Source organism: Streptosporangium sp. NPDC003464, assembly GCF_053588315.1.
In genome coordinates this window covers 1-26566 of record NZ_JBSFPS010000127.1, presented here as the reverse complement: position 1 = coordinate 26566, position 26566 = coordinate 1, and the positions used below count along the sequence as shown (strand labels likewise).

The following is a 26566-nucleotide window of genomic DNA, read 5'->3' as shown; positions in this document are numbered from 1 at the left end:
GGCCCGGCCGTGTGACCTTCCACCTCCGAAGGTGATGCACTTCTCTAGAGAAATCAATGATCGCAGGGGACACCGGCTCGGCGCCGGAGTCGTCGATCACGCTGCGCAGCACCTGGTGCCGCTCGGCCAGGTCGCGTACCGCGCCCAGCAGCGCCTCCGCCTGGAGCGGCCCGTCCAGCCGCAGCGCCACCGGCACGTTGTAGGCCGTGCTCTCCGGCTCCAGCTGCGCCAGGAACCACAGCCTGGCCTGCGCCCCGGACAGCGGGGCCGGGCCGTCCGCCCGTTCTCGCCGCGCCCTGGCCTCCGGTGCCTGGCGGGGCAGGTTCGCGGCCAGATCGGCGAGCACCGGATGCTCGAACAGCAGCCGCACCGCGACCGGCACGCCCAGCCGTTCGCGCAGCCGGCCGACCGTCCGGGTGGCGGCGAAGGAGTGCCCGCCCAGGGCGAAGAAGTCGTCGTCCGCCCAGACCTGCGGCAGGTCGAGCACCTCGGCCCAGATCCCGGCGACCAGGTGCTCCTGTGGCGTGCCCGGCGGCACCCGCACCGCGGGGGCGGTCTCGGGGACCGGCAGCGCCGCCCGGTCCACCTTCCCGTTCGGGGTGAGCGGCAACGTCTCCAGCGCGCCGATCGCGGCCGGCACCATGTAGTCGGGCAGCCGCTCCCGCAGCAGCGCCCGCACTTGCGCGACGTCCACCGCGGAGGGGGTCACCCAGGCGGCCAGGCGTCGCTGCGCCCCGGTGCCGACCGGCTGCACGAAGGCCTCCGCCACCTGCGGAAGGGCCCGCAGCGCCGCGGTGACCTCGCCGAGCTCCACCCGGAACCCGCGCACCTTCACCTGGTCGTCGACCCGGCCCAGGAACTCCACCAGCCCGGCCTGGTTCACCCGCACCCGGTCTCCGGTGCGGTACCAGCCGTCCACGAACCGCTGCGCCGTCAGGTCGGGCCGGCCCAGGTAACCGCGGGCCAGGCTGGGCCCGCCGATCCACAGCTCCCCCGGCACGCCGTACGGCAGCGGCCGGCCGGTGGGGTCCACCACCCGGCACTCCACGTCGGGCAGCGGCCGGCCCAGCGGCGCCACCCCGGCGGGCACCTCGTCCACGTCGCAGGTCAGCACCGACACCGTGGTCTCGGTGGGCCCGTAGTGGATCTGCACCGCCAGGTCGGGCCGGGCCAGCCGGACCCGTTCGAGCAGATCCGACGGCACGGCCTCACCGGCCAGGATCAGCAGTTTCCCCGGCAGGGCGTCCATGCCCAGCAGCTCCAACTGGCTGGGCACCATCTTGACCGCGTCCACCGGATGCGCGGCCAGGTAGGCGGCGTACGCGGCCGGGTCGGTGGCCGTCTCGTGGTCGATCAGGTGCAGGGTGGCGCCCGAGGTCAGCGCGCACAGCACGTTGGTCAGCCCCAGGTCGGCCGCGGCGGTCGACACCAGGGCGAAGGAGGCCGTCCCGGCGGGGATCCGTCCGGCCACCGCGCCCAGGTAGTGGGTGATCTGCCGGTGCTCGACCGCGACCCCCTTGGGCTCCCCGGTGGAGCCGGAGGTGTAGATCACGTACGCCAGGTGGTCGGGCGGCACGGCCACGTCCGGGCGGCGCTCCGACCCGCCCTCGGCGGCGGTGATCTCGGATTCGGTGAGCACGGTCCGGACACCCGCGCCGGCCAGAATGGCCTCGGTCCGCCGCGCCGGGTAGACCGGGTCCAGCGGCAGGTAGGCCGCGCCGGCCTTGAGCACCCCCAGCAGGGCGACCACCAGCTCGGGCCGCCGCTCCATCAGCACGCCGACCGGCTCCTGCGGCCGCACCCCGCGGGCCAGCAGCCAGTGCGCCACCTGGTTGGCCCGCCGGTCCAGCTCCGCGTAGCTGAGCGAGCCGACCGCGAGCGCGTCGGGGCCGGCGTCGGCCATCCGCTCGACCAGCGTGTGCAGCGGCACGTCCGTCGGCAGGTCCTCGGCCGGGCCGCGCAGGTCAGGGCCTACGGGCAGCCGGACCGGCGCGTCCTGGTCGGTGAGCATCCCCTCCAGCAGCGCCAGGTACCACTCCACCAGCTGCCGGGCGGTGACCTCGTCGAACAGATCGGTCCGGTAGCGCAGCTCGCCGGTGAACCGGTCCCCGTCGTCGCCGAGCGTCAGGTTCAGGTCGAACTTGGCCGTCGGCGAGGGCACCGGTTCGGTCCGGACCTCCACCCCGGGCAGGCTCACCGGCGCGCCGACGTCGTAGACGTTCAGCATCACCTGGAACAGCGGGGTCACCGACAGGTTCCGCTCCGGTCGCAGCCGTTCCACGATCCGCTCGAACGGCGTGCGGGAGTGGGCGAACGCCTCCAGCGCGGCCGTGCGGACCCTGTCCAGCAGCTCGGCGCCGGTGGGGTCACCGGAGGTGTCGGTCCGCATCACCAGGGTGTTGATGAAACAGCCCACCACCCGCTCGGCGTCCGGGTGGTGCCGTCCGGCGTGCGGTACCCCGACGGCGACGTCGTCGCCGCCGGACAGGCGGGCCAGCAGCGCCTGCAGGCCGGCCATGAACACCATGAACGGTGTCACGCCCGCCGCCGCGCGCACCTTGGCGGACAGGGACTCGGGCACCTCGACCTCGACCGCGGCCCCCTGCCAGGTGGGGACGGCCGGGCGGGGCCGGGCGGTGGGCAGGTCCAGCACCGGCGGCAGGCCGGCCAGGTGCTCGGTCCACCAGTCCAGATCGGCCTCGGGCCGCCCGGCCTCCCACGCGACCACGTCGGCGTAGTGCAGGGCCGGGGGCTCCGGCTGCGGCGCCAGGCCGAGCCGGGCCGCGTACAGGGCCGCGAGGTCCTGCAGCAGCAGCCGTTCGGACCAGGCGTCGGTGGCGATGTGGTGCAGGGTCAGCGCGAGTACGCACTCGTCCCCGTCGAGCCGGAACACCGTGGCCCGCATCGGCGGCTCGGCGTCCAACCGGAACGGGCGCCAGGCGTGGTCGGCCAGCTCCCGCTCCAGCGCCGCGGGCTCCACGTCCACCACGGAGACGGGCACGCCGCCGGCCTGCCGTACCCTCGTCCCGTCGATGACGCCGCGCAGGATCCAGTGCCGGTCGGCCAGCTCGGCCACCGCGGCGGTAAGGGCGGCGACGTCCACCGGCCCGCTCAGCCGCAGTGCCAGCGGCACGTTGTAGGCGGGGGAGTCCGGCTCCAGCTGGGCCAGGAACCACAGCCGCTCCTGGGCGGGCGACAGCGGCATCTCCGCTGTGGACAGCGCCGGGATGCCCCCGGCGCCGGGGGTCTCCGCCGCGGCCCGGGCAGCGGCGAACCGGGACCGGACCAACTCGGCGATCCGGTCCTGACGAACTTCGGTCATGCGTCGTTCCCGCCCATCAGTTCGGCGATCAACAGTTCTTCCAGTCCGGCGGCGAAGTCGGCGAGTACCGGTCGCTCGAACAGCGACCGCACCGGGACGGCCAGATCCAACGTCTCCTTGAGCCGGCCGATCACGCGGGTCGCGGCGAAGGAGTGCCCACCCAGGGCGAAGAAATCGTCGTCGGCCCAGATCGTGGGCCGTTCAAGCACGTCGGCCCAGATGGTGGCCACCAGGCCTTCGGCGTCGGTGCCGGGTGCGACCCGTTCGGCCTCCGGGCCGTCGACCGGCTCGGGCAGGGCCTCCCGATCCACCTTGCCGCTGGGCAGGGTGGGCAGGGCCGGCAGCGCGACCCACCGCCGGGGCACCATGTGGCCGGGCAGCCGCGACCGGACGTGCCGCTCGACCGCGGCCAGGTCGGTCGTTTCCGGGGCGACATAGCCGACCAGGTGCGCCTGCGCGCCCGAGCCGGCCACGGTCACCGCCCCGTCGGCCACCTCGCGCAGCACCGCCTCGATCTCGCCCGGCTCGATCCGGTATCCGCGCACCTTCACCTGGTGGTCCCTGCGGCCGTGGAACTCCAGCGTCCCGTCCGGCCGCCACCGCACCAGGTCGCCGGTCCGGTAGCACCGGCCACCGGGGACGAACGGGTCGTCGACGAACGCGGTCGCGGTCAGGTCGGGCCGGCCCCGGTACCCCCGGGCCACACCGGCCCCGCCCAACAGCAGCTCGCCCACCGCGCCCGGCGGCGCCAGCCGCAGTTCGGAGTCGACCACGTAGGCCCGCTCCCCCGGCATCGGCAGCCCGATCGGCACCCGGCCGTCCTCGTGCGCGCGGACCCGGTGCAGGGTCGAGGCAACGCTGGCCTCGGTGGGACCGTAGGCGTTCCACAGCTCGCCGACCCGGGCCAGGATCTGCCCGGCCAGGGCCGGATCCAGGCTCTCCCCGCCGATGACGGCCCGCAGTGCCGGGTCACCGGCCCAGCCGGCGGCCAGCAGCATCCGGTACGTGGTGGGCACCAGGAGGGCGACCGTGGCCTTGCCGGCCGCGATCAGCTCGGCCAGCGCGTGCCCGTCCACGGCCGTGGCCCGGTCCACCACCACGCAGGTGCCGCCATGGGCCAGAACGCTCCACAGCTCGTACGCGGAGGCGTCGAAGGTCAAGGGCGCCACGGCCGGCTGGATGTCCCCCGGGCCCAGCCGCAGCGCGGAGGCCATCCCGGCCACGAGGGCGGCCAGGCCGCCGTGGGTGACCTCCACGCCCTTGGGAGCTCCGGTGGAGCCGGAGGTGTAGAGCACATAGGCCAGATCCTCGGCCCGCACCTCCGGCAGCTCCGCCTGTCCGCCGTGGACGGCCGCCAGGTGGTCCAGGTCCAGGGCGGGCAGGCCCGCGACGGCCACGCCGCCCCGGGTGAGCACCACGCGCGCCCCGGCGTCCTCGGCCAGCCAGCGCAGCCGCTCGACCGGGTGCTCCGGGTCCAGCGGCAGATACGCCGCGCCGGCCCGCCACACCGCCAGCAGGACCGCCGGCATCAGGTGGTCCCGCGGCAGGCAGACCCCGACCACCTCGCCCGGCGCCACCCCGTGTTCCAGCAGCGCCGCCGCCACCCGGCCGGACCAGTCGTTCAGTTCGGCGTAGTCGATCGAGGTGCCGTCCGGGCCGATCACGGCCGTTCCTTCGGTGTGGGCCGCCAGCGCCTCCGGCACCGTCCGGAGAACCTCCGGCAGCTCCGGCCCGGCCGCGGCGGCCAGCAGGGCGGCGCGTTCGTCCGGGGTGACCAGCTCGAACGCCGACAGTGGCCGGTCCGGGTCGGCCAGCGCGCACCGCAGCAGCCACATCAGCCGGTCCAGGTACGCCTCGGCCTGCGGCGGATCGAGGCGGGCGGTGCCGTACTCCAGCTGCAGCTCGGTGCCGGCCACGGTCCGGTCGACGAGCACGCTGAACTCGTGGACCGCGGCGCCCGAGCCCAGGTCGGTGAGCAGCTCCAGGTTGCCCAGGCGCACCGGCACCTCGGCGTGCTGCATGGCCAGCAGCACCGGGGCGCGGGGGAGGTCGGCGTGCGGGATCTCCTGGTGGACCAGTGCCCGCGTGGTCGCTGCGGCGGCCTGCCGGACCAGGTCCCGGAAGGTCAGCGTGCCGGTCGGCCGCAGCCGCGCCGGCACCGTGTCCACCAGCGGGCCGATGACCTCGGTCAGCTCCGGCCGGGCCCGCCGTGCCGCGACCACCCCGACCAGCGTGTCGGGCTCGCCGCTCGCCAGGGCCAGAGCGGCCAGGTACACCGCGAACGGGGTGGCACCGCAGTCCCGGGCCAGCGCGGCCACGTCCGTCACGAACTCCTCGGGCAGCGGCCGGATCACCCTGCCCGACCTCAGGTCCGCGGGTGCGGGGTCCGCCACCGGAGCACCGGCCAGCTCGGCCTGCCAGAACTCCCGCAGCCGCGCCGGATCCGGCTGTTCCCGCTGCTGCACGGCCACATCGCCGACCTGGACCGCCGGCCCGGGGACCGGCTCGCCGGCCAGCTCGGCGGCCAGCTCGCCCATCAGCACCCCGACCGAGCCACCGTCGAAGGCGATGTGGTCCACCACGACCACCAGCTCGGCCTCCGCGTCGCCGAGCCAGCACAGCTCGGCCCGGAGCAGCGGCACCTCGGCCGTCACGTCGAACACGTGCGCCGCGGCGGCCCGGGCCACCTTCTCGGGGTCCTCTCCCGCTGCGTGCTCGACCAGGGGCACCGCGGCCGGCGGATGGACCACGGCGTACGGCACGCCGTCCTCGTCGACGGCCACGGTGCTGCGCAGCACTTCGTGCCGGCGCACGACCTTGTTCAGGGCCTTGCTCAGCGGCGCGGCCTCGGGCAGGTCACGCACGCGCAGCCGGATCCCCAGCGTGGTGACCGGGCTGTCGGGGTGGAGCCGGCTCAGGGTCCAGAACTCGCGCTGCATGTCGGTGAGCGGATGCCGGGTCCGGCCGTCCTGCCGCACCAACTCGGGCCCGGCCTGGCGTAACCGGGTGGCCAGGCCCGCCGCGGTGGGGGCGGTCAGGAAGGCCGCCAGCGGCACGGTGTGCCCCAGCCTGCGGGACAGCTCGGTGACCACTCTGGCCGCGGCCAGGGAGTGCCCGCCCAGGTCGGTGAATCGATCGTGCACGCCGACCTGCGGCAGGCCGAGAACGTCGGCGATCACCTCGGCCACCAGGCGTTCGTCGTCGGTGCGGGGCGCGACCAGTGCCGCGCCGGCCGACCGGGAGGTGCCGAGTCTGGGCAGGGCCGCCCGGTCCACCTTGCCGTTGGGGCCGAGCGGAAGCTCCTCGGCCACGCCGATCCGGGTCGGCACCAGGTGGTCGGGCAGGCGGGCGCGCAGCCAGTCCCGCAGCTCCTGCCCGCTCACCCCGGAGGCCGCCACATGGCCGACCAGGTAGGCGGCCCCGTCGTCGTCGGTCGCGGCCAGCACGGTGGCCCGGCGTACCTCGGGATGGCGGGCCAGCGTGGCCTCCACCTCGCCCAGCTCCACCCGGTAGCCGCGGATCTTGATCTGGTCGTCGGTCCGGCCGGCGAAGCGCAGCTCGCCGTCCACCCGGCGGACCAGGTCACCGCTGCGGTAGACCCGGCCGCCGTCCGGTCCGGTGCGGAAGGCGGACGACTCACGCCCCAGGTAGCCGCGGGTCACCACCGGCCCGCCGATCCACAGCTCGCCCGCTTCTCCGTCCGGGACGGGGTTCCCCGCCGCGTCGCGCACCGAGAACACCGCGCCGGCGATCGGTCCGCCCAGGGGCGGCTCACCCTCGTGGTCCCGGCCGACCTCGGCGACGGCGCAGGTGGTGGTGCACTCGGTCGGGCCGTACAGATTCAGCACCCGGCGCACGCCGGGATTGGCGTAGATCCGCCGGACCAGGGCGCCGGTCAGCGGCTCGCCGCCGGAGAACACCGCGCGCACCCCGCTCGGCAGCGGCTCGCGCAGCAGCACCGCCAGCGCGGAGGGGACCCCGTAGACGGTGGTCACCTCCTCGCGGGCGGGCAGGCTCGGCAGCGCCAGCAGGTTGTCGGCCAGGATCACCGTCCCACCGGTGACCAGCGGCAGGAAGAGCTGGCTGATCGACGGGTCGAAGCAGACCGAGGCGGTGGCCAGCATGCCGCTCAGTTCCTCGGCGGTGTACGCCGACGCCTCCCAGCGCAGCAGGTTCAGGGTGTTGCGGTGCTCCACCACCACACCCTTGGGCGTTCCGGTGGAGCCGGAGGTGTAGATGACGTACGCCGCGTCGCCCGGGTCCCCGGCCACGTGGGGCGCCCCCTCGCCCGGCGCCACGTCGTCGACGAGGATGGGCTCGGCCCCGGTCAGGGTGGCGGTCCGGCGCAGCGCGGCCGAGGTGAGCACCGCGGTCACCGCGGAGTCCTCGGCCATGAACCGCAACCGCTCGGCCGGGTAGGCGGGGTCCAGCGGCACGTAGGCCGCCCCCGCCTTCCACACCCCCACCAGCGCGGGAACCAGCCACTCGTCACGATCCAGGCAGACTCCGACCAGGTGGCCGCCTCCGATGCCCCGTCCGGCCAGAGTGCGCGCGATGTCGTCGGCCCGGCGGTCCAACTCGGCGTAGCTGAGCCGGCTGGTACCCGCCACGACGGCGGTGCGTGCCGGGGTACGCCGGCTCTGGGCCTGTATCGCCTCGTGGACGCGACCTGCCGCGTCGAACCTCTCGGCCACCGTTCCGGGAAGGCTGCCTACCAGATCGACGCGTGTCACATCAACGGTCACTTCGTCCTCTTTCCCAGCCAAGATCACATCTTTCCCAGCCAAGATCACGTCTGATGACGGGAAGTTGTTCGGATTGCCCAAGATTGTCGTAATGATCAAAGTCTATGATCAAGAGCGTGGGCCACATGCCTTGCAGCCGTCTTGGAAACGAGTTGGACGGCCTCCGGCGCTGCGCCGGCCCCGGCCCCAGCCCCGAAAAGCGTCTTCCGTTCCGGCATCGTCATGCGACCCTTTCCAGGCCGACCTGGCCGGACAGATAGTTCGTGCCACGAATCACAAGACGGTCTGATGGTAGGCTGGCCGTATGAGCAAGGACGAGGGCGAGCAGCCGGGGATCGTGGCCGCCCTGGTGCGTTCCTCGTTCCTGGTCAACGCCGTGTACGCCGAGGCGGCCCGGGAATACGGGCTGACCCCGCAGCAGGGGCAGCTGCTCTGCGTGCTGATGGCCCAGCCGTACGGCATGAGCGAGCTGGGCGCGATGCTGCGGCTGGCGAAGTCGAGCCTCACCGAGCTGGTGGACCGGACCACCCGGCGGGGCCTGGCCCGGCGGGAGCCCGACCCGCGAGACGGGCGCGTGGTCCGGGTCGCGCTCACCGCGCAGGGCGGCAAGCTGGCCGAGACGTTCTACACCGAGACGTGCCGGCGGATCGAGGAGCTCCCGGCGGGCCTCGGCGGCGCCGATCGCGACACGCTCACCGAGCTGCTGGGCCGGGTGGTGCGGGACAACAAGGTGCCACCGGTCTTCGGCGAGCGGGACCAGAGCGCCGCGCACGGGCGCTGACGGCGCCGCGGCGCGCCCCATGCCTTCCGCCCCCAGCGGCGCGGTATGCGCTTTGTTCGCCTCACGAATGACATTAGTTCGTGTGGCGAATTTAAAGTGGCCGGTCCCGGCCGGCTCACGGGGCGGATGTCCGGCCCGCTGTCACGGGGTGGGGCCGGGACTCCAGCCGAGCCGCTCGGCGACGGCCCTGGCCGGGCCGGTGGCGAGGGGGTCGCACAGCATCTCCACCCGGTGCACCACCCGCGGCGCGGTCAGCGGCACCCCGGCCGTCACCGACGAGGGCAGCAGGGTCAGGCCGTGCCCGGCCGCGGCGAGGTTCAGCACCGTGTGCAGGTCGTCGCCGTCGTAGCGGAACCCGATACGGAACCCGCCCACGCCCGCCACCTCGCGCAACCGTTCCACCGGCACGGCGGCCGGGGCCTGCAGCCACAGCGCGTCGGCCAGGTCGGCCAGGGCCAGCCCGCGCCGGCCGGACAGCGGGTGGCCGGCGGGCAGGACCACCACCAGCCCGTCCTCGGCCACGCCGATACCGGTCGCCGCTCCCACGTCCGGCAGGCGGAGCGGATCGCTGGGCGCGGCGATCCCGTCGACGAACCCCAGGTCGGCCGCGCCCGAGGCGACCTGCTCGGCGACGCGTTCGCGGCCGGCGGTGCTCAGCGTCACCGACAGCCGGGCCTGGGCCAGGCTCCGGGCGACCGCCGGGGTGCACGCCAGCGGGGAGGCGACCACGGTCAGCCGCTCGACCGGGTCGGCGGCGGCGCGCAGCACGTCGGCGCGGGCCGCCTGGTGGCGCAGCAGCAGCGGCGCGGCGTGTTCCAGCAGGCGCTCCCCGGCCGGGGTGGGCGCCACCGGCCGGCGGCGCAGCAGCGCCAGGCCCAGGTCCGCCTCAAGCGCGGCGATCTGCTGGGACACCGCCGACTGGGTGTAGCCGAGCTCCTCGGCGGCGGCGGAGAAGGACCGCCAGTGGACGACGGTCACGAACGTGCGCAGCAGATGCGGATCCACAGTGCATCAGTATCGCTTATCGACCCAGCAGGGATCATCGTTGGCGCTTACCTCGGGAGCCCGTGAAGATGAGTCCATGACCACCGCGAGAATCGCCCTGGTGGGCGACAGATCCCCCGGCGTCCAGGCCCACGTGCGCATCCCCTCCATCCTCGAGGGGCTGCGCGAGCGTGACGGGCTGACGCTGGACGCTTACTGGATCCCCACGACCGAGGCCGAGGGCCTGGAGGGGTTCGACGGCATCTGGATGCTGCCCGGCAGCCCCTACCGCAGCGAGGCCGGCGCGGTGAACGCCGCCCGCACCGCGCGTGAGCGCGGCATCCCGTTCCTGGGCACCTGCGGCGGCTTCCAGCACACCCTGCTGGAGTACGCGCGCAACGTCCTCGGCCTGCCGGTCGCCCACGCCGAGAACACCCCCGACGCCGACGACTTCCTGCTGCTGCCGCTGGCCTGCTCGCTCGTCGGTCACGAGGGCACGGTACTGCTGGCGCCCGGATCGCTGGCCGAGAAGATCATCGGCGCCGAGCGGAGCATGGAGAGATACTCCTGCAACTTCGGCCTCAACCCCGGCTACCTGCCCGTGCTGGAGGAGGGCGGCCTGAGCTTCACCGGCCACGACGAGGACGGAGCCGTGCGGGTGCTGGAGCTGCCCGGCCACCCGTTCTTCCTGGCCACGCTCTTCCAGCCCGAGCTGGCCGGGGACGGCACCCGGCCACACCCGATCATCACCGCGTTCGCCGCGGCCTCCGTCGCCCGCGCCGCGTCAGCCGTGTCATCGGCCTCATGACCGCATACGCCTAGACGTTCTCCGGCAGCTCGCGGAGGCTCCGCAGCGGCGAGAACATGATCGGAATCCAGCTCACCGCGAGCACCGCCGCACCCGTCCACAGCGCCGCGCGCACGCTCACCAGGTCTCCGACCAGCCCGGCCACCCCGGCCCCGATCGCCAGGGCCCCGGTGAACAGAAACCGCATCGTCGCGGTCACCCGCCCCAGCATCTCGTCCGGGGTGACCCGCTGGCGGAAGCTCACCTTGATCACATTGCCGACGCCGACCTTGTAGGTGAGCACCAGCCACGCGGCGGCGGACGGCCACAGCCACAGGCCCTCGTCCAGCAGCGGGATCAGCGGGACGGACGGCACGAAGGCCACGCTGGTCAGCAGGATCGTCCGGCCCTCCCCCAGCCGCCGCCCGAGCCGCCGGGCACCGGCCGAGCCGAGGAAGACCCCGATCCCGCCGACGGTCAGGAAGGCGCCCAGCCAGAGCGGGGACAGATCGAGCTCCCGGACGAACAGGACGGGGAGCATCGTCTGGACGATCTGTATCCCGAGGTTCGTCAGCGCCCCCTCCACGGCGATGGCCCGCAGGATCGGGTGCCCGGTCACCAGACGGAGCCCCTGGGCGATGTCCCTGCCGAGGCCGGCCTCCGCCCTCACCTCCGGGCGCGGCTCCACCCGGCGGATGGAGCGCAGGCACAGTGCCGACCACAGATAGCTCAGCGCGTCCACGGCGATCGCCGCCGGGGCCGACAGCAGCTGGATCAGGTAACCGCCGACGCCGCGCCCGGCGAGCTGGTTGGCCGCGTCCATGCTGACCAGCGCGGTGTTGGCCGCCATCAGCCGCTCGGGACCGACCAGGTGGGGCAGGTAGCTCTGGTCGGCGACCTCGAAGAACACCGTGGCCGCCCCGCACAGCAGCACCACGGCGTAGAGGTGGGGCAGGGTGAGCGCCCCCAGCCACCAGACCACCGGCACCGACCCCAGCAGTACGGCCCGTACCAGGTCGGCTGTGATCATCACGGGCCGGCGCCGCATCCGGTCCACCCAGGCGCCCGCGGGCAGGCCGATCAGCAGGAACGCCAGCGTGCTCAGCATCGCCAGCACCCCGACCTCGCCGGGGGTGGCCCGCAGCGCCGTCACCGCGGCGAGCGGGAGCGCCAGGTAACCGATCGAGGTGCCCAGCCTGCTGGCCGCGGCCGCGGCGAACAGCCTGCGGAAGTCGGCGTCGGCGAAGAGCGGCCGGTGAGATGTCGTCGTGGTGGTCATGCGCCGACCCTGCCGCCGCCCCGGTGGCCTCTCCATTAATTTAGGCAGGAGCGAATCGGCCGGGGCGGCGCGGAGACGCCGGCGGGCTCCGCGCCCGCGGGCCACCCGCCGCCACCGCCGCGCCGGGCGGGCCGGTGGCGGCGCCGAGGACGCCGTGGACGCGCGGCGCGGAGGGAGTGCGCTGTGCTGGAGCTGGAGTTCGGGCTGGCGGACCTGGCGTGCACGCGGTTCGCGTTCTCCCCGCTGTGGGAGGTGGTGGCCAGCGTCCGGGTGCTGAAGAGCCCTGGTGAGCACCCCCTGCACCAGCCGTGGGTGACCGCCGTCCTGCCGAGGCTGCGGACCTCCGGGCTGGACTGGGGGATGCTGGCGGATCTGGTGCCCGTGCCCACCCGCAGGATCCCGGCGTTCGTCTGCCCGCCGCCGGTCAGCACCGCACCTCACCTGGAGGTGGAGCTGGCCACGATGTGCGCGACCCCGCCCGGACGGGTCCGCGTCGAGCTGGCGGACATGGAGAGCCCCCGTCTCCAGTCGCTCCGCGACGATCCGGCGCGCGGCCTGGTACGGCTGGCCGAGGTGATCCGGGACTACTGGGCCGTCGCGCTGGCACCGTACTGGCCGAAGATCCGCGCCCTCCTCGAAGGCGACGTGCTCCACCGGGCCCGGCTGCTGGCCGAAGGGGGCGCCGGCCGGCTGCTCAACGACCTCGATCCGGCCGTCAGATGGGAGAAGGACACCCTGTTCATCCAGCACCGTCACGTGTCGGGCAGCAGGGAGCTGGGCGGGCGAGGACTGCTGCTGGTGCCCTCGGTCTTCGTGTGGCCGAGGCTGTTCTCGGTCACCACACCGCCCTGGCAGCCCACGGTGCGCTACTCGCCCCGGGGCGTCGCCACCCTCTGGGAGCGCCGGGCGACCGGCGTTCCGGAGGCACTGGCCGCGGTGCTCGGCCGTTCCCGTGCCCTGCTGCTGGCCGAGCTGGACGCCCCGGCCTCCACCACCGACCTGAGCCTGCGCACCGGCATGTCGATGGGCGGGGTGTCGCAGCACCTGACCGCGCTGCGGGCGGCGGGGCTGGTCGGCGCCCACCGGAGCGGAAGGTACGTGCTCTACGCCCGCAGCGAGATCGCCGAGGCCCTGCTCGCGGGGACGGGAGCGTGAGGAGCGGGAGCCTGGGGGCGCCGGTGCCGGCCGTCCCGGGCGGGCCCGGGGGTCGATCCACCGGGCCCGTCCGGAGCGGGAGTACGCGGGGCGCGGCTACGGCAGGCCGTTGCGCTGCTTGTAGTCGTTCCACACCTGGGTGCAGTAACCGTGGCGCCAGTCGCTCTGCTGGAAGTGCCGGCAGGCATAGGCGGCGCTGAGCCGGTCGCCGGGGCTGTCGGGGACGACGGAAGTGTCGGGGATCGCGGAGGTCCTGGGGATCCGGGGGGTTCTGGAGGGCCGAGGGGTCCTGGGAGGTCCGGGGGTCCGGGGAGTGACCGAGGGCTCGGGGGTGGTGAGGGCGTCGGCGCTGACGCCGGTGCCGGTCTCCTCGCCGGGCGACGGGCGACGCGCCCGTGGGGCCGGCGACGTCTGCGGAGGCTCCGGCGGCTCCGGCTCGGCGGTCCTGGGCGCCGGTCTCCGGACGGCCTTCGGCGCGCCGGCCTCCCGGTGGCGCCGTCCGTCCTGACCGGCCCGGATGTCAGGGATCACGTGGCGCCGGGGATGCTCGGCCGCGCGCGCCGGCGCCGGCTCCCGGCCGTGGGGGCGCCTGTCCGGAGTGGCGGGGACGGCCTGCGGCGTGTCATGGGGCACGTGACCGGTGGCCGGTGCGGTCGCCGACGGAGTGACCACCACGTCGTGGCCGGCCGTCCGGGACGGGGCGGGCACCGCGGCCTTGAGGGTGGTCGGCCGGGACACCGGCGACCATCCGGACGACCAGAGGCCGACCCCGGCGGCCGCGAGGAATCCGCAGATCAGCGCGGGCCGCAGGAGCCGCTCACGGGGGATCTGCGGCCACGGCCACGGCCGGCGCGACCGGGCCGGGGGCGGTGGGGGCGGCGGCTGGGGCGGCCAGACCTGCCTGATGTCGACGTTGATCCGGGATCCGTACACGAACGGGTCGCCGGCGGTGCCGTAGCGCGGGCCGCGGGCGTCGGCCCGGTGCCCGTCCGGAGATGTCGCCGGCTCGGGCGGTGGATCCGGCGGGGCGCCGTACGGCCTGCGGCCGCGTGGTCCCGGTCCCGGGCCGCGTCGGTGAGCCGGGCCGTGATCATCGTGCATCTCGCCTCCCATGTCACGTCTTGATCTGCCCCAGCCTGTCGAATGTCACGCACCGTACGGGCAAGGTAACGGGAGGCTCTTATGGAGCTGTTATCAGGGTCACGGAGCGAAGCCCCGCGAACGCCCGCAAAGCGCCCAGCGGATCCGCTGTCCCACGGCGGCCGGCCGCACGGGCCCGCCCGGCCGCACGGCCCGCCCGGCCGCACGGCGCGGGCGGCCGCACGGCGCGGGCGGCCGCGCCAAGTACGGCCCGCACGGCGCGGCCGGCCCGGCCGCTCAGCCGATCAACCGCTCAGCCGATCAGCCGCCGGACCCTGAGGACGCTGTCCGTACGGGTGGCCGGCTGCCCGTCGGGGCCGGTCTGGCTCCGCTGGTGCTCTTCACACAGCTGCACCTCCCACTGCCCGTCGGGGAGGTCGAGGGCTTCGAGGACCTCCTGCGGCGTGGGCAAGCGCATCTGGGGATGGGAATCGTGCTCCCAGGAGGGATGCCCCGCGTGCCCGACGACAAGGAGCACCCCGCCGGGCGCGACGGCCGAGGCGGCGGTCCGCAGGATCCTCTCCCGCGGCATGTCTCCGCGGGAGTGCAGGAACTGGGCGGAGACGAGATCGAAGTCGCCGGCGGGGAAGGACGCTCCGAGGTCGTGCCGTTGCCAGTCGATGCGTCCGTCGACCTCCGCCGCCGCCGCGTGCCGGGCCGCGCGGTCGAGGGCGACGCGGGAGATGTCGGTGGCGGTGACACGCCACCCCTGGCGCGCGAGCCAGATCGCGTCGGCCCCCTCACCGCACCCCAGGTCCAGGGCGCTGCCCGGCGCCAGGCCGGTGATCTCACGGACCAGGACGGCGTTCGGATTCCCGCTCCAGATCTGGTCGCTCTCCCCGTAACGGGCGTCCCAGAACTCCTCCTCCGAGATGGTGCCATCCGTCATCAGTGCGTCCTCCTACGTGCCTTCGTGCCGGGCGGGACCACGGTCCGCACCGGCGGTCGCCGCGTCTCCGTTCACGAGAGATGGTCCGCCCGGACCCCGGTGCTTGACAAAATTCATTGCCAGTCCGGCAAAAAGGACGGCCCCATGAGCGGGCCGGCGGCCCGCCGGTCGGCGCGCCGGCGACCGGTGGTCCCCGCGTCCGCCCCCGCACCGGTCACCGGCCGGCAGGCCAGGCCCGTAGCGCCGTCTCGGCGACCCGGAGCAGATCTTCCCTGTCGCAGCCACCGGGCCGATCCGTATCGGCGTCGTCGGCGCCGGCCCGACCGGGGCGCCGTCCGCTCCGGCGAGGACGGCCCGTCACACCGCTCTGACCAGTGGAGTCCCCGGAGATCACCGCTCCGGTACCGCCACGGGGCGGGTCAGCCGCGACCGGCGGGGCCGCCGGCCGCGGGCACCCAGGCGGTGTGCCGTACGGCCGGCAGCATGGCCGGGAGGTGGACCACCGCCTGGGGCCGGCCGGTCAGGTGGAGCGCGTCGAGCACCAGCAGCTCGCTGCGCCGCTGTACGGCGTTCCGCGTGAGGACCACGATCCAGCCGTCGCCCTCGGCGCGGCCGCGGGGGGCGAATACCGGCCGGCCGGCGCTCCAGCCCGGCGGCAGCTCCCGCACCTGGGTGCTGTCGGCCGCGAGGTCGTGGCCGACCAGCGCCCGCCCGCCGGGGGTGCGGCCGAAGACCAGCTGATGCCTGCGGCCGGCCCGCCGGGAGTCCACCGAGGCCAGTTCCAGGGAGTCGACCAGCGGCCGCTCGCACGCCGTACCGCTGCCCAGGTCGAGGGTCCACCGGTGCACCCGCGGCGATCCGGTGGCGGCGGCTCCGGACCGCGCCGGGCCGTCGAAGGCCCGGTCGTGGCGGACCGCGTCGACGACCACCCGGTGGCCGTCGTCGTAGGCGTTCACCGACTGGAACACGTAGCAGGGGTCGATCGGGAACCAGCGCGGTTCCGCGGTGTCGCCCGGCCGCCGCGACAGCAGCCCGATGCGGGCCGGCCGGTCCCGCCGCCAACGGTAGGGGGAAGCGGCGCCGACCATGGCGGCCGCCCGGTGGTAGGTCACGGGCAGGTCGAACACCACGACGAACCGTTCGGTGAGCGCGACCGCGTGCATGAGCGGCGCGCCGTCGAGCGCGAACGGCCGGACGGCGCGGACGGCGCCGTCCGGTCCGATGGTCAGGTGTTCGGCGCGGCTCAGACCGGGACGGGTGGCGATCGTGTGCCACTCGGCCGTGGCCGGGTCCTGGACCGGCAGCGCGAGGCCGCTCCGGCCCGGCCCGGCCGGGGTCGCGGTGGACCCGGCGTGCCGGGGCCAGGTCATGGGACTCGCCGCCCAGTCCAGCGGGTGGCCGTGGAACTCCCCGGCGGAGGCCCTGAGCCGTCGGGCCGTGCCGCCGCCGAGCCGCACGCCGGACAGGAGAGCCGGCCCGTCCGTGGCGTACGGCCGTGCCGGATGCGGGCCCGCCTGCACCAGGGCGCCGTCCAGGCCGGCGGGTATGGCGCCGTCGACGGGCAGCCACTCGCCGAACGGCAGGTGGCGGTGGGACGCGGGGGCGGTCATGGTGATCGGGTCGATGTGCTCTGTGATGGTCATATCGGCACCTCCCTGTGGGGCCTGACGGGTAGCATAACAGCGTTATGCTAAACATAACGCTGTTATGCCATACTGTCAAGGTGAGTCCACGCAGATCGAACCCGCAAACAGGGCCCGTCCTCGTCGACATCGCCGCACGGCTGCTCGCCGACGAGGGGCCCCAGGCGCTGTCCGCCCGCCGCATCGCCACGGAGGCCGGCAGCTCGACGATGGCGGTCTACACCAACTTCGGCGGGATGAGCGGCCTGGTCCGCGAGATGGTGTACGAGGGGTTCGCCCGCCTGCAGAGCTATTTCTCGCACGTCGCCCAGAGCACCGACCCCGTCGCCGACATCGCGCTGTTCGGCCGGGCCTACCGGCACAACGCCCTGACCAACCCGCACCTGTACGCGGTCATGTTCGGCGGGGCGTCGCTGGCCGGGTTCTCCCTGACCGCGGAGGACCGCCAGTACGGCCGCTACACCCTGAGCACCGTGGTCGAGTGCGCGACCCGCTGCATCACGGCGGGCCGGTTCCGGACCGGCGACGCCGAGCTCGTCGCCCACCAGCTGTGGACCGCGATCCACGGGCTGGTCACGCTCGAACTCGGCGACTACCTGATCGCCCCGTGCGACGCCGACCGGGTCTTCGAGGCCCAGCTGACCGGCCTGATGGTCGGCGCCGGTGACGCCCTGGAGGCCGCCACCCGGTCGGTGAAGTCCTCCCAGGGGCGGCTGGAGAAGGTGGTCGAGGAGGTGCGGCCGGTTCCGCAGGACGACGAGCCCGCCGCCGGCCGGGGCCGCCCTCCCCGGCGGGGCGCGTCGGCGCGGTGAGCGGCTCACCGGACGGGTCCGCTCACTCCCAGAACGCGGTGAGCGGCCCGCCGGGCGGGTCCGCTCACTCCCAGGGCGCCACCGGGAACCAGCCGTAGCCGAAGCGCGCGGGCAGCCGCAGGTCCCAGTAGAGGAAGGTGAAGGCGCCGACGACGATGAAGGCCACGGCCGTGATCGTCGCCACGCGTGCCGGCCTGGCGGTCATCCAACGGGTGAAGCGGCCTCTGGTCGCGTGCACGAGCACGACGAAGAGCACCGCCATCAGCGTGATGTTGCCGAGCGACTGCAGGACGAAGACGGCGGCGCCGTAGAACGGATTGTGAGTCTGGGCCGCGTACTCGAACAGCTTGCGGAACAGCGGGAAGGGCCGCCCGACGAGGAAACCGCCGATCAGCGCGCCGATCACGATCAGGCGGGCGTTGGGGAAACGGCGTGACAGACGGGCGAACGGATCGGGCACCACGCGCAGCGCTGCCAGGCCGAGGTAGGTGAACGCCAGGCCGATCACGCCGAAGACGATTGACGCCTGGAGGAGCCTGGGCGGCAGGCCGGAGCCGGCCGCCGCCCCGGACAGCTGGGGCAGCCGCTGGCCCAGGGCCGCGCCGATGGCGCCGTAGGCGCCGGAGATCACGATCATGCCGAGTGCGAGCCAGCCGAGGGGCCGCAGGGTCGCCCCGATCCGGACCGGGGCGGAGGCGTCCGCACGGCCGCCCCCGGCGTCCGCCATGGGGGCGATCGCGCCGAAGGCGGCGATGTTGCACGCGGTGAAGGTGCCGGCCAGGCCCGAGACGAAGGCGAAGATCGTCCCCGCGACCAGGCCCCCGATCTGCGTCTGCTTGGCGTCATAGCCGAGCAGCGTGTTCGCGACGTTGTCGCCGATCACGCTGTCGACGAGACGGAAGGACCACAGCGAGGCGATCAACGCTCCCGCCAGCACGCTGAGAAGGATGATCAGTCCTCGGTGACGGGGCAGATCCGCGGCATGAGTGTCGGGCGAGGAAACGGAGATGGGGACGCTCCGGGCCATGAGGCACCTTTCTCGAGTCAGACGCGCTGGTGGGTTGCGGGGCATGACTGAGCTGCGACCGGCTGGTCCTGGGGCCGGTGATCAGGGGGTGGTGGACGCGCTCTCGGCGGAGGTGCCCGGGCGGTCTCCCGATGGAGAGGGGATCGGGCCCTGGATCACCGGTCCGTCCGGGTCGAGGGCCGCACGGGGCATGGACGCTCCCTACCTGCGAGGACGAGGTATCTCTCTCACACACAGCTTCAGCGAACAGCTCCACCCGATGACGCTCATGATCGCTACAGCGGTGCAGGCTGTCAACAGCCCGCCCTCCAGGGGCGACAGCCTGCCCTCCAGGAGCCTGTGGGCTGCCGACAGCCGGCCTTTCAGGAGCTGGGGCGAGCACGGTCGGGGCCTGTCCGGCGGACGCGACGAGCACGGTCGAGGACGGGCCGACTCCGGGACGAGTGCGGTCAAGGCCAGGCCGGTGAACGTGACGAACACGGTCAGGACCGAGCCGGCTCCAGGACGAGTTCGGTCAGAGCCGGACCGGCGGACGCGACGAACACGGTCGAGGCCGGACTGGCTCCGGGACAGGCGCGCCCAGGCGCGGGGCGCCGGGCGCGGCGGGGAACGCTCAGGCGCTCTCCCCCATGCTGCGCTCGTGCCAGTCCGCCAGCTCCACGAGCAGGCCGTCAGCGGCGCCGCCGAACATCTCGGTGAGGACCTGCGGGCTGTCGACGATGACGACGCTGTCGAGCAGGCTGGCGCGGAGCTTGGCCGCCCGCGAGTCGCCGGCGCCGTCGGGGTCGAAGGCCGTGGCGGCGAGGAACAGCCCGCCGACGCCCGTGGACGCCGCCGCGTCCGCGGCGGCGGTGCCGGTCACGCTGGAGGCGTCGTCGGGGACGGCCGGCAGGGCGGGCCGGCCGTCACGGGCCAGGAGCGTCAGCGGGCGTGCCGGCGCGGTCTCCGGGACGCTGCCCTCAGGCACGTGGGTCTCCCCGGTGACGAGCCGCGCCTGGTCGGCGGGGTAACCCCACGGCCGGCCCTCGGCCTCGTCCGCCCGGCCGGCGCGGGTGAACAGGCCGCCCGCGGCGTCCAGGACGAGGTCGCCCGGCTGCCACTGCTCGCCCTCGATCGGGTGGTGCGCGTCGCTCATACCGGCACGCTACCCACCAGCTCCGACAAATGACTCCCGAGAAGTGATCAATCGATGGGACGGGGCCCGCACGGCCACGGCGCACCGGACGGACCCGGCCGCGGCCGGCGGGCTCGGCGCCCGCGGTCACCTCAGCTCGGGTGCCCGCGGTCCCCCTGCGGTCCCGCCGGATCTGACAGGACCACCGGGCCTGACGGGTCCGCCGGCTCCGGCCCGACCCCTCCCCCGATCTGGCCCCCAGCCCATTCGGCCCACTCCCGCTGCATGGCGCTGAAGCGCAGGCCCCACTCCAGGGCGAGCCGGCCGTAGACGGACAGGTCGCTCTCCTCCCGCTCCACGACCTGCTTCAGCGCCGCCAGCCGCTCGCGCTGCCGCTCCGCCACCTCCGCCTCCCGCCGCAGGTAGCCACGTGCCTGGTCAGGATGGGTCTGCCCCAGGAAGAAGACCCGCAGGAGCATCTCGCTGCGGCCGGTGCGGGCGGGCTCGACCTCCGTCAGCCAGTGGCGGAGCTCGGCGATCCCCCGCTCGGCGATGCTGTACTCCTTGCGTCCGCGGGACCCTCCGGCGGCGACCTTCACCAGACCCGCGTCCGCGAGGCGGGCCAGCTCGGCGTAGACCTGGCTCTGCGTGGCGGGCCACACGTTGGCCAGGGAGATCTCGAAGACCTTCAGCAGGTCGTAACCGCTGGCGGGGCCCTGCGCGAGCAGGCCCAGCAGCGCGTGGCGGAGGCTCATGACAGCGATCCTATATTCCAATATTGACATGTCATTTCTGTCAGTTCTACCTTCGACATGTCTGGATAGGAATATCGAGACATGCCGGTCCCCTCGACGGCCGCCTCTCCCCCTGACCACCCGGAGCTGACGATGACCACTGCCGCACCCGCGTATCTCACCGGTGACCTGGCCCCCGTCCCCGACGAGATCGGCGCCGTCGACCTGCCCGTCACCGGGACGCTGCCGGCCGAGCTCACCGGACGTTACTTCCGCAACGGCCCCAATCCGCTGCCCGGCCAGGACCCGGGCCACTGGTTCGCCGGCCACGGAATGATCCACGGCCTGCGGCTGCGCGACGGCCGCGCCGAGTGGTATCGCAACCGGTGGGTGCGGACCCGGGCCTTCACCGACGACGCCCCCTTCGCCGGCCCGGACGGCCTCGACCTGACCGCCGTCAGGGCCAACACCCACATCGTCCGGCACGCCGACAGGATCCTCGCCCTGGTCGAGAACGGCCTGCCGTACGAGATGACGCCCGAGCTGGAGACGGTCGGGCCGTGCGACTTCGGCGGGCGGCTAACCACCGCGATGACGGCCCATCCGAAGCGGGACCCGGTCACCGGAGAGCTGCACCTGTTCGGGTACGGCTTCTTCGCCCCCTACCTGACCTACCATCGCCTGTCGGCGGCGGGGGCCCTGGTGGAGAGCCGCGTCGTGGACGTCCCGGGACCGACGATGATCCACGACTTCGCGATCACCGAGAACCACGTCGTCTGGCTGGACCTGCCCGTCGTCTTCGACCTGGAGACGCTCGGGCGCGGCATGCCGTTCCGGTGGGACGACTCCTACGGCGCCAGGATCGGCGTGATGGACCGCGCCGGCCGGGTGACCTGGTTCGACGTCGATCCGTGCTACATCTTCCACGTCGGCAACGCCCACGAGGACGCCTCCGGCCGCGTGGTGCTGGAGGCCGTCCGCTACACACGGGAGGCCTTCACCTCGGCCTGGTCCCGCATCGGCGACAGCGCCAACCCCGTGGCCCAGACGGACGGCGCCGTGGTGCACCGGTGGGTGCTCGACCCCGCGCGCGGCACGGTGCGGGAGGAGCAGCTCGACGACCGCGCGGTGGAGTTCCCGACGTTCAACGAGGACCGGCTCGGCCGCGCCAGCCGGTTCCTGTACGCGGTGACCGACGGCGCGGTCGTGAAGTACGACACCGAGACCGGCGCGGGCCTTGGCCGGGAGCTCGGCGGACGGCCGGGTGAGGCGGTCTTCGTGCCCGCCGCCGGGGCCGCCGCCGAGGACGACGGCTGGCTGCTGTCGATCGTCACCGACCACGCGGGCGACGGCTCGGAGCTGCTCGTCCTCGACGCCGCCGGCCTGGACTCCGTCGCCTCCGTACGGCTCCCGCGCCGCGTCCCGGCCGGTTTCCACGGCTCCTGGCTCCCCGACAGCTGACGGCCGCTCCCCCGCGGCACGGCGGAGCGGCCGGATACGGCGGGTCAGGCGGGAGAGGCCGCGGGAGCGGCCAACGCCTCCCGCAGGAATGCCAGCTGGTGCCGGAGCAGCCCCTCCACGGCCGCCTCGGCGGTCGGCGTGTGGGTGGCCCCCGGCAGCGGGAGCACCTGGTGCGGACGGCCCGCCGCCAGTAGCGCCGCCGACATCCGCAGCGTGTGCGCGGCCACCACGTTGTCGTCGGCCAGGCCGTGCACCAGCAGCAGCGGGCGGCGCAGCCGGGCCGCGTCACCGATCGGCGAGGAGCGCTCGTAGCTCTCCGGCTCCTCGTCCGGGTGGCCGAGGAAGCGCTCCCGCCAGTGGGTGTCGTACAGCCGCTGGTCACTCGGCGCCGCGCCCGAGACGGCGGCGTGGAAGACCTCCGGCATGCGCAGCACCGCGGCCGCCGCGAGCGTGCCGCCGTAGCTCCAGCCACGGATGCCCACCCGGCCCAGATCGAGGTCGGGGCAGTGCTCGGCGGCCGCGCGCAGCGCCACCACCTGGTCTTCCAGCGGCGCGGTGAGGGTGTCACGGTGCACCGTCTTCTCCCAGGCCGGGCCGCGCCCCCGGGTGCCTCGACCGTCGGCCACCACCACCGCGAAGCCGGACTCGGCGAACCACTGCGCCTCGCACAGCCAGGCGCTCCGGGCCCGGGTCGCCAGCCGCATCGCCGGCCCCGCGTACGGGGCCATCAGCACCGGCAGCGGACCGCCGCCCGGCCGGTGCCAGGACGGCAGCAGCAGCGCGGTACGGATCTCCCGCCCGCCCGCCCGCAGCCAGGTGACGCGCGGCAGCACCAGCGGCTCGGCGTCCAGCGAGGCGATCTCCGTGTCCGGCCGCCCGTCCCGCACCACCCGGAAGGCGCGCCCGTCCTCGGTGTGCGAGGCGAGCAGCAGCGTGCCGCCCGCCCGGTGGCCGGTGTGCAGCCCGGGCCCGTCGCTCAGCCGCACCGGCCCACGCTCGGCGTCGTATGCCCACAGGTGCTCCTCGGTGGGCTCGTCGCCCGCGACGAACAGCACCGACTCGCCCGTCACCTCCAGGACTCCGTGGATCTGCAGCCCCTCCGGCGTGACCGGCCGGCCGTCCACGACCAGCCGCCGGGTGCCGTCGGTGTCGTCGGTGTGCACCAGCGCGCCCGACGCGGTCCGCGCGGGCGTGCCCGCGATCAGCTCCACCCACGCCGGATCGCGCTGCTCGCGCAGGAGCGTCGTCGCGCCCGTGTCCGGATCGGCCGCCAGCACCCGCAGCGTGCGCTGGTCCCGGCTCTGCACGCTGACCAGCGGGCCGTGCGCGTCCCAGCCGGCGGTGGCCACGTACTCGTACGCCACCCGGTCCCAGTCCAGCTCCACGGAGGTGCCGTCGAGCCCGAGCACATGCAACGAGACCTCCGCGTTGGCGGTCCCGGCGGCCGGGTAGGCGATCTCACGGGGCGGCCGGGACGGATCGGCCGGGTCGGCGATCCACCAGCGCTGCACCGGCGTGGTGTCCACCCTGGCCGCCAGCAGCCGGGTCCCGTCCGGGGACCACCAGTGGCCGCGCGTCCGGCGCATGGACTCCGCCGCCACGTGTTCGGCGAGACCCCAGACCACCTCCGGGTCCTCCGGCGCGGCCAGCCGTCGGTCACGGCCGCCGGTGAGCTCCACCACGTGCAGGGCACCACCTGTCACATACGCCACCCGGCTGCCGGTGGGGTCCGGGCGGGGATCGGTCACCGGTCCCGCGGTGGGCACGGGCCGCGGGTCGCCTCCGTCGGTGTCCACCGCCCACAGCCTGCCGTCCACGGCGAAGACGGCGGTGCGCAGCGCGGCGTCGGCCGCGTAGGCGACCACACCCGCCGCGCGCTCGCGTGCCCGCTCCCGGCGGATCCGTTCCGCCTCGGGGACCGGTCCCGCCGCGCCGAGCGTCTCCGGGGCGGCGAGCAGCCGCTCCCGGTCACCGTCCAGCAGCCACAGGCAGCTCGTACGGTCCTCGCCACCCCGGGTGCGGAGGAAGAGCGCCCGCTGACCGTCCGGGGAGAGGGTGAAGGCCCGCGGGACGCCGAGGGAGAAGCGCTGGGTGCGGGCAAGCTGGAGTGGGAATCTGTTGGTGTCCATGGTGGGACTCTGCGCAGGATGACCGGGGATGACGGTGGGGAGATGCGACGGTGATCCGTCACGCGGCGCACCTGCGTGAGGGCGGATCGGCGCCCGGCGCCGTAGCGGCCGGCGATCGCGGCACGTATGCGGTGAGATCCACCGGCGGCTGAGGCCGTGGTCCGGCCTGACCATCGGTCCGGCGCGCTCATCGGCGACACCGGACGGTCCTGACAAGATCATATCATGTCGGAGCGGCCACCGGAGCCCGCGACCGCTCAGCCACCGGAGCCCATGACCGCTCGGCCAGCGGAGCCCGCGACCGCTCGGCCACGGCGCGTCCCCTGCCCGTCATGCCTCCGGCCGGCGCCGCGCGGCCGCCGCATCGGCGCCGGGGTGAGAGGCCGGGGTGGCCGGAGCGAGAGGCCGGGGTGCACCCGGCAGCGCCTTCAGCTGTCGAGGTAGGCGAGAACGGCGAGGACGCGGCGGTGCCCGTCGGCGGCCGGCGGGAGGTCGAGCTTGGCGAGGATGCTCGCGATGTGCTTGGCGACCGCCGCGTCGGTGACGGACAGCTCACGGGCGATCGAGGCGTTGGAGCGCCCCTCGGCGATGAGCGCCAGCACCTCGAGCTCCCGAGGGGTGAGCCGTTCCAGCGGATCACGGCGCCGGCGGAGGAGCTGGCGCACCACCTCGGGGTCGACGACGGTGCCGCCCCCGGCCACCCGCATGAGCGCGTCGACGAACTCGGTCACGTCCCCGATCCGGTCCTTCAGCAGGTAGCCGACGCCGACGCCGCGGCCCGAGTCGAGCAGTTCGGCGGCGTAGGTCTGTTCGACGTACTGGCTGAGCACGAGCACGGCGAGGCCGGCGTGTTCCCTGCGCAGCGCGATCGCGGCACGCAGCCCCTCGTCGGTGAAGCCGGGGGGCATCCGCACGTCGGTCACCACGGCGTCGGGCCGGTGCTCACGCACCGCCGCGACGAGGGCCTCGGCGTCGCCCACCGACGCGGCGACCGTGTGCCCGAACCGCTCCAGCAGGCCGACGAGCCCCTCACGGAGCAGGACGTCGTCCTCGGCGATCACTACGCGCACGGGATCTCCACTCGCATCAACGTCGGTCCACCCGCCGGGCTGGACAGCGACATTCTGCCATCGACCACCGCGAGCCGGTCCGACAGCCCGGTCAGCCCCGTGCCCTTCGAGGGGTCCGCGCCCCCCACGCCGTCGTCGCGGATCTCCAGAAGCAGCACCCGGCCGGTGACCTGGCCGTGCACCGAGGCCCGGCCCGCCCGGCTGTGCTTGGCGATGTTCGCCAGGGCCTCGGAGACGACGTAATAGGCGGCGACCTCGACGGCCGCGGGCAACCGGTCGTCCAGCGCGACGTTCACATCCACCGGGATCGGGGAGCGTCCCGCCGCCTCCCGCACGGCGGCGGGCAGGCCGCGGTCGGTGAGCACCTGCGTGTGCACACCACGGATCAGCTCCCGCAGCTCACTCAGCGCCCGCTTGGCCTCCTGGTGGGCCTGGGCGAGCTGCTCCCCCGCCGGGGAGTCGGGGGGCAGGTCGAGCCTGGCCATCCCCAGCCTCATGGAGAGCGCGACCAGCCGCTGCTGGGCGCCGTCGTGCAGATCCCGCTCGATCCTGCGCCGCTCCGTCTCGAAGGCGTCCACAAGCCTGGCCCGCGACCGCAGGACCTCGCTCAGCTCCGTGTCCCGGGAGGCGAGCAGGCCCCTGGCCATCGCCCCGCGTGCCCCCGCCCAGGCGGTGAAGGTGTAGACGGCCGGCAGGAGCAGGAGCACACTCGCCGCCGAGACGGCCAGCGCCTGAGCCAGAGTCAGCTCGCCCTCCGGCGCCAGCGGCTGTACGGCGGGCGAGAGGATCAGCAGGACCGGGCCTCCGACGGTGAGACCGACCATCACCACGTCGATCCACCACAGGGCCAGCAGCGAGGCGACGGCCAGGCCGACACCGCGCCACCGCCCGTCCGGCGGCTGCGCTATCGGGACGGCGTCCACCAGCCGCAGCCGGCGGCGTTCGAACCCGGCCACCAGCGGGACCGCCGCCACGAAGGCGGCCAGCCCGGCGACCATCTGGACCGGCACCGGCTCCAGGAGACCGATGACCGCCGCGACCAGCCCGACACCGCCGCAGAGCAGGACGCTCGACGCCAGGTACGCCAGCGACCTCCACGGCCACGACGACCGCAGGAAGGCCTGCGGCCGCAGGGAAATGGCCTCAAGGGCAGTCCGCGGATGCACGATGAGACGGTATCGCCCCTCATGGATCACCCAGACGGCGTCGGTGCCCGGCCGCCCGGACCACGGCGCCGGAGCCGGCGTACGAGCCGCCGCTGTGCCGGAGCCGGCGTAGAAGCCGCAGGTGCCCTCGTCCGGCCCCGGATGCTCCGGTGTCCCCGGCCGGGCATTTACCGCCGGTCCTCGCGATGTGGCACTATCACGCAGGTGACCAGCAGACCCGCCGCGGCGCAGCAGTTGCGCGACCTCGCGCGGCTGCGCCGTGTCCGCGACCGGATCGACCGGGAGTACGCGCAGCCGCTGGACGTCGAGGCGCTCGCCCGCGGCGCGC

Annotated in this window: 18 protein-coding genes and 1 pseudogene; 6 read left to right on the top strand and 13 right to left on the bottom strand. The window is 74.3% G+C overall.

What is annotated here, in order from left to right; all coding sequences use genetic code 11:
* Together ACWDS7_RS26355 and ACWDS7_RS26350 are read right to left on the bottom strand one after the other, a co-directional pair.
* The coding region (locus ACWDS7_RS26355; RefSeq protein WP_451931454.1) for an amino acid adenylation domain-containing protein at window positions 1–3322 on the bottom strand (3322 nt) is incomplete at its 3' end.
* Window positions 3319–8067 (bottom strand): amino acid adenylation domain-containing protein, encoded by a 4749-nt coding sequence (locus tag ACWDS7_RS26350; protein ID WP_451931453.1) that lies wholly within the window; start codon window positions 8065–8067, stop codon window positions 3319–3321. The genes ACWDS7_RS26355 and ACWDS7_RS26350, both read right to left, overlap by 4 nt.
* A 304-nt stretch (window positions 8068–8371) precedes the next feature.
* Here ACWDS7_RS26350 and ACWDS7_RS26345 point away from each other — a divergent pair, with 304 nt between their 5' ends.
* Window positions 8372–8848, top strand: a complete 477-nt coding sequence (locus ACWDS7_RS26345) for a MarR family winged helix-turn-helix transcriptional regulator (RefSeq protein ID WP_451931452.1) — start codon at window positions 8372–8374, stop codon at window positions 8846–8848.
* Between the two features lie 141 nt (window positions 8849–8989).
* Here ACWDS7_RS26345 and ACWDS7_RS26340 read toward each other — a convergent pair whose 3' ends face one another.
* A complete protein-coding gene (locus tag ACWDS7_RS26340; RefSeq protein ID WP_451931451.1) occupies window positions 8990–9853 on the bottom strand; it encodes a LysR family transcriptional regulator in 864 nt (287 codons plus the stop codon).
* Between the two features lie 76 nt (window positions 9854–9929).
* Here ACWDS7_RS26340 and ACWDS7_RS26335 point away from each other — a divergent pair, with 76 nt between their 5' ends.
* Complete coding sequence (locus tag ACWDS7_RS26335; RefSeq protein ID WP_451931450.1) at window positions 9930–10640, top strand: CTP synthase C-terminal region-related (seleno)protein; 711 nt, start codon at window positions 9930–9932, stop codon at window positions 10638–10640.
* Between the two features lie 10 nt (window positions 10641–10650).
* On the opposite strand, the gene ACWDS7_RS26330 is transcribed toward ACWDS7_RS26335, so the two are convergent.
* The gene (locus ACWDS7_RS26330; RefSeq protein WP_451931449.1) at window positions 10651–11898 is read right to left on the bottom strand and encodes an MFS transporter; all 1248 of its coding nucleotides are present in this window, start codon (window positions 11896–11898) and stop codon (window positions 10651–10653) included.
* A 183-nt stretch (window positions 11899–12081) separates the two neighbouring features.
* Here ACWDS7_RS26330 and ACWDS7_RS26325 point away from each other — a divergent pair, with 183 nt between their 5' ends.
* Window positions 12082–13053, top strand: coding sequence for a DUF5937 family protein (locus ACWDS7_RS26325; protein ID WP_451931448.1), 972 nt, complete (start codon window positions 12082–12084; stop codon window positions 13051–13053).
* A 96-nt stretch (window positions 13054–13149) separates the two neighbouring features.
* Here the strand turns inward: ACWDS7_RS26325 and ACWDS7_RS26320 are convergent, their stop codons facing one another.
* From ACWDS7_RS26320 to ACWDS7_RS26310, 3 genes are all read right to left on the bottom strand, one after another.
* Window positions 13150–14154, bottom strand: coding sequence for a hypothetical protein (locus ACWDS7_RS26320; RefSeq protein WP_451931447.1), 1005 nt, complete (start codon window positions 14152–14154; stop codon window positions 13150–13152).
* A gap of 292 nt (window positions 14155–14446) precedes the next feature.
* The gene (locus tag ACWDS7_RS26315; RefSeq protein WP_451931446.1) at window positions 14447–15082 is read right to left on the bottom strand and encodes a class I SAM-dependent methyltransferase; all 636 of its coding nucleotides are present in this window, start codon (window positions 15080–15082) and stop codon (window positions 14447–14449) included.
* 419 nt (window positions 15083–15501) lie between these two features.
* Entirely contained in the window at window positions 15502–16725 is a 1224-nt protein-coding gene (locus ACWDS7_RS26310) for a carotenoid oxygenase family protein (RefSeq protein ID WP_451931445.1), read from the bottom strand.
* 80 nt (window positions 16726–16805) lie between these two features.
* Between ACWDS7_RS26310 and ACWDS7_RS26305 the strand changes: the two genes are divergently transcribed.
* Window positions 16806–17537, top strand: a complete 732-nt coding sequence (locus ACWDS7_RS26305; RefSeq protein WP_451931444.1) for a TetR/AcrR family transcriptional regulator — start codon at window positions 16806–16808, stop codon at window positions 17535–17537.
* Between the two features lie 64 nt (window positions 17538–17601).
* Here the strand turns inward: ACWDS7_RS26305 and ACWDS7_RS26300 are convergent, their stop codons facing one another.
* From ACWDS7_RS26300 to ACWDS7_RS26290, 3 genes are all read right to left on the bottom strand, one after another.
* Window positions 17602–18474 carry a hypothetical protein gene (locus ACWDS7_RS26300; RefSeq protein ID WP_451931443.1) on the bottom strand — a complete coding sequence of 291 codons (873 nt, stop codon included), beginning with the start codon at window positions 18472–18474 and terminating at the stop codon, window positions 17602–17604.
* 703 nt (window positions 18475–19177) lie between these two features.
* On the bottom strand, window positions 19178–19699 hold the full coding sequence (locus ACWDS7_RS26295; RefSeq protein WP_306870560.1) for a hypothetical protein: 522 nt from the start codon (window positions 19697–19699) through the stop codon (window positions 19178–19180).
* 131 nt (window positions 19700–19830) lie between these two features.
* Complete coding sequence (locus ACWDS7_RS26290; RefSeq protein ID WP_451931442.1) at window positions 19831–20433, bottom strand: PadR family transcriptional regulator; 603 nt, start codon at window positions 20431–20433, stop codon at window positions 19831–19833.
* A gap of 132 nt (window positions 20434–20565) precedes the next feature.
* Here ACWDS7_RS26290 and ACWDS7_RS26285 point away from each other — a divergent pair, with 132 nt between their 5' ends.
* The gene (locus ACWDS7_RS26285) at window positions 20566–21873 is read left to right on the top strand and encodes a carotenoid oxygenase family protein (protein ID WP_451931441.1); all 1308 of its coding nucleotides are present in this window, start codon (window positions 20566–20568) and stop codon (window positions 21871–21873) included.
* A gap of 44 nt (window positions 21874–21917) precedes the next feature.
* On the opposite strand, the gene ACWDS7_RS26280 is transcribed toward ACWDS7_RS26285, so the two are convergent.
* The 3 genes from ACWDS7_RS26280 to ACWDS7_RS26270 form a co-directional block, all read right to left on the bottom strand.
* Window positions 21918–24002 (bottom strand): prolyl oligopeptidase family serine peptidase, encoded by a 2085-nt coding sequence (locus tag ACWDS7_RS26280; protein ID WP_451931440.1) that lies wholly within the window; start codon window positions 24000–24002, stop codon window positions 21918–21920.
* A gap of 428 nt (window positions 24003–24430) precedes the next feature.
* On the bottom strand, window positions 24431–25072 hold the full coding sequence (locus tag ACWDS7_RS26275; protein WP_451931439.1) for a response regulator: 642 nt from the start codon (window positions 25070–25072) through the stop codon (window positions 24431–24433).
* Window positions 25063–26238 carry a histidine kinase gene (locus tag ACWDS7_RS26270; RefSeq protein WP_451931438.1) on the bottom strand — a complete coding sequence of 392 codons (1176 nt, stop codon included), beginning with the start codon at window positions 26236–26238 and terminating at the stop codon, window positions 25063–25065. Before ACWDS7_RS26270 ends, ACWDS7_RS26275 begins: the two co-directional genes overlap by 10 nt.
* A gap of 195 nt (window positions 26239–26433) precedes the next feature.
* Between ACWDS7_RS26270 and ACWDS7_RS26265 the strand changes: the two are divergent.
* Window positions 26434–26566 (top strand): annotated as a pseudogene (locus tag ACWDS7_RS26265) (AraC family transcriptional regulator); the annotation flags it as partial.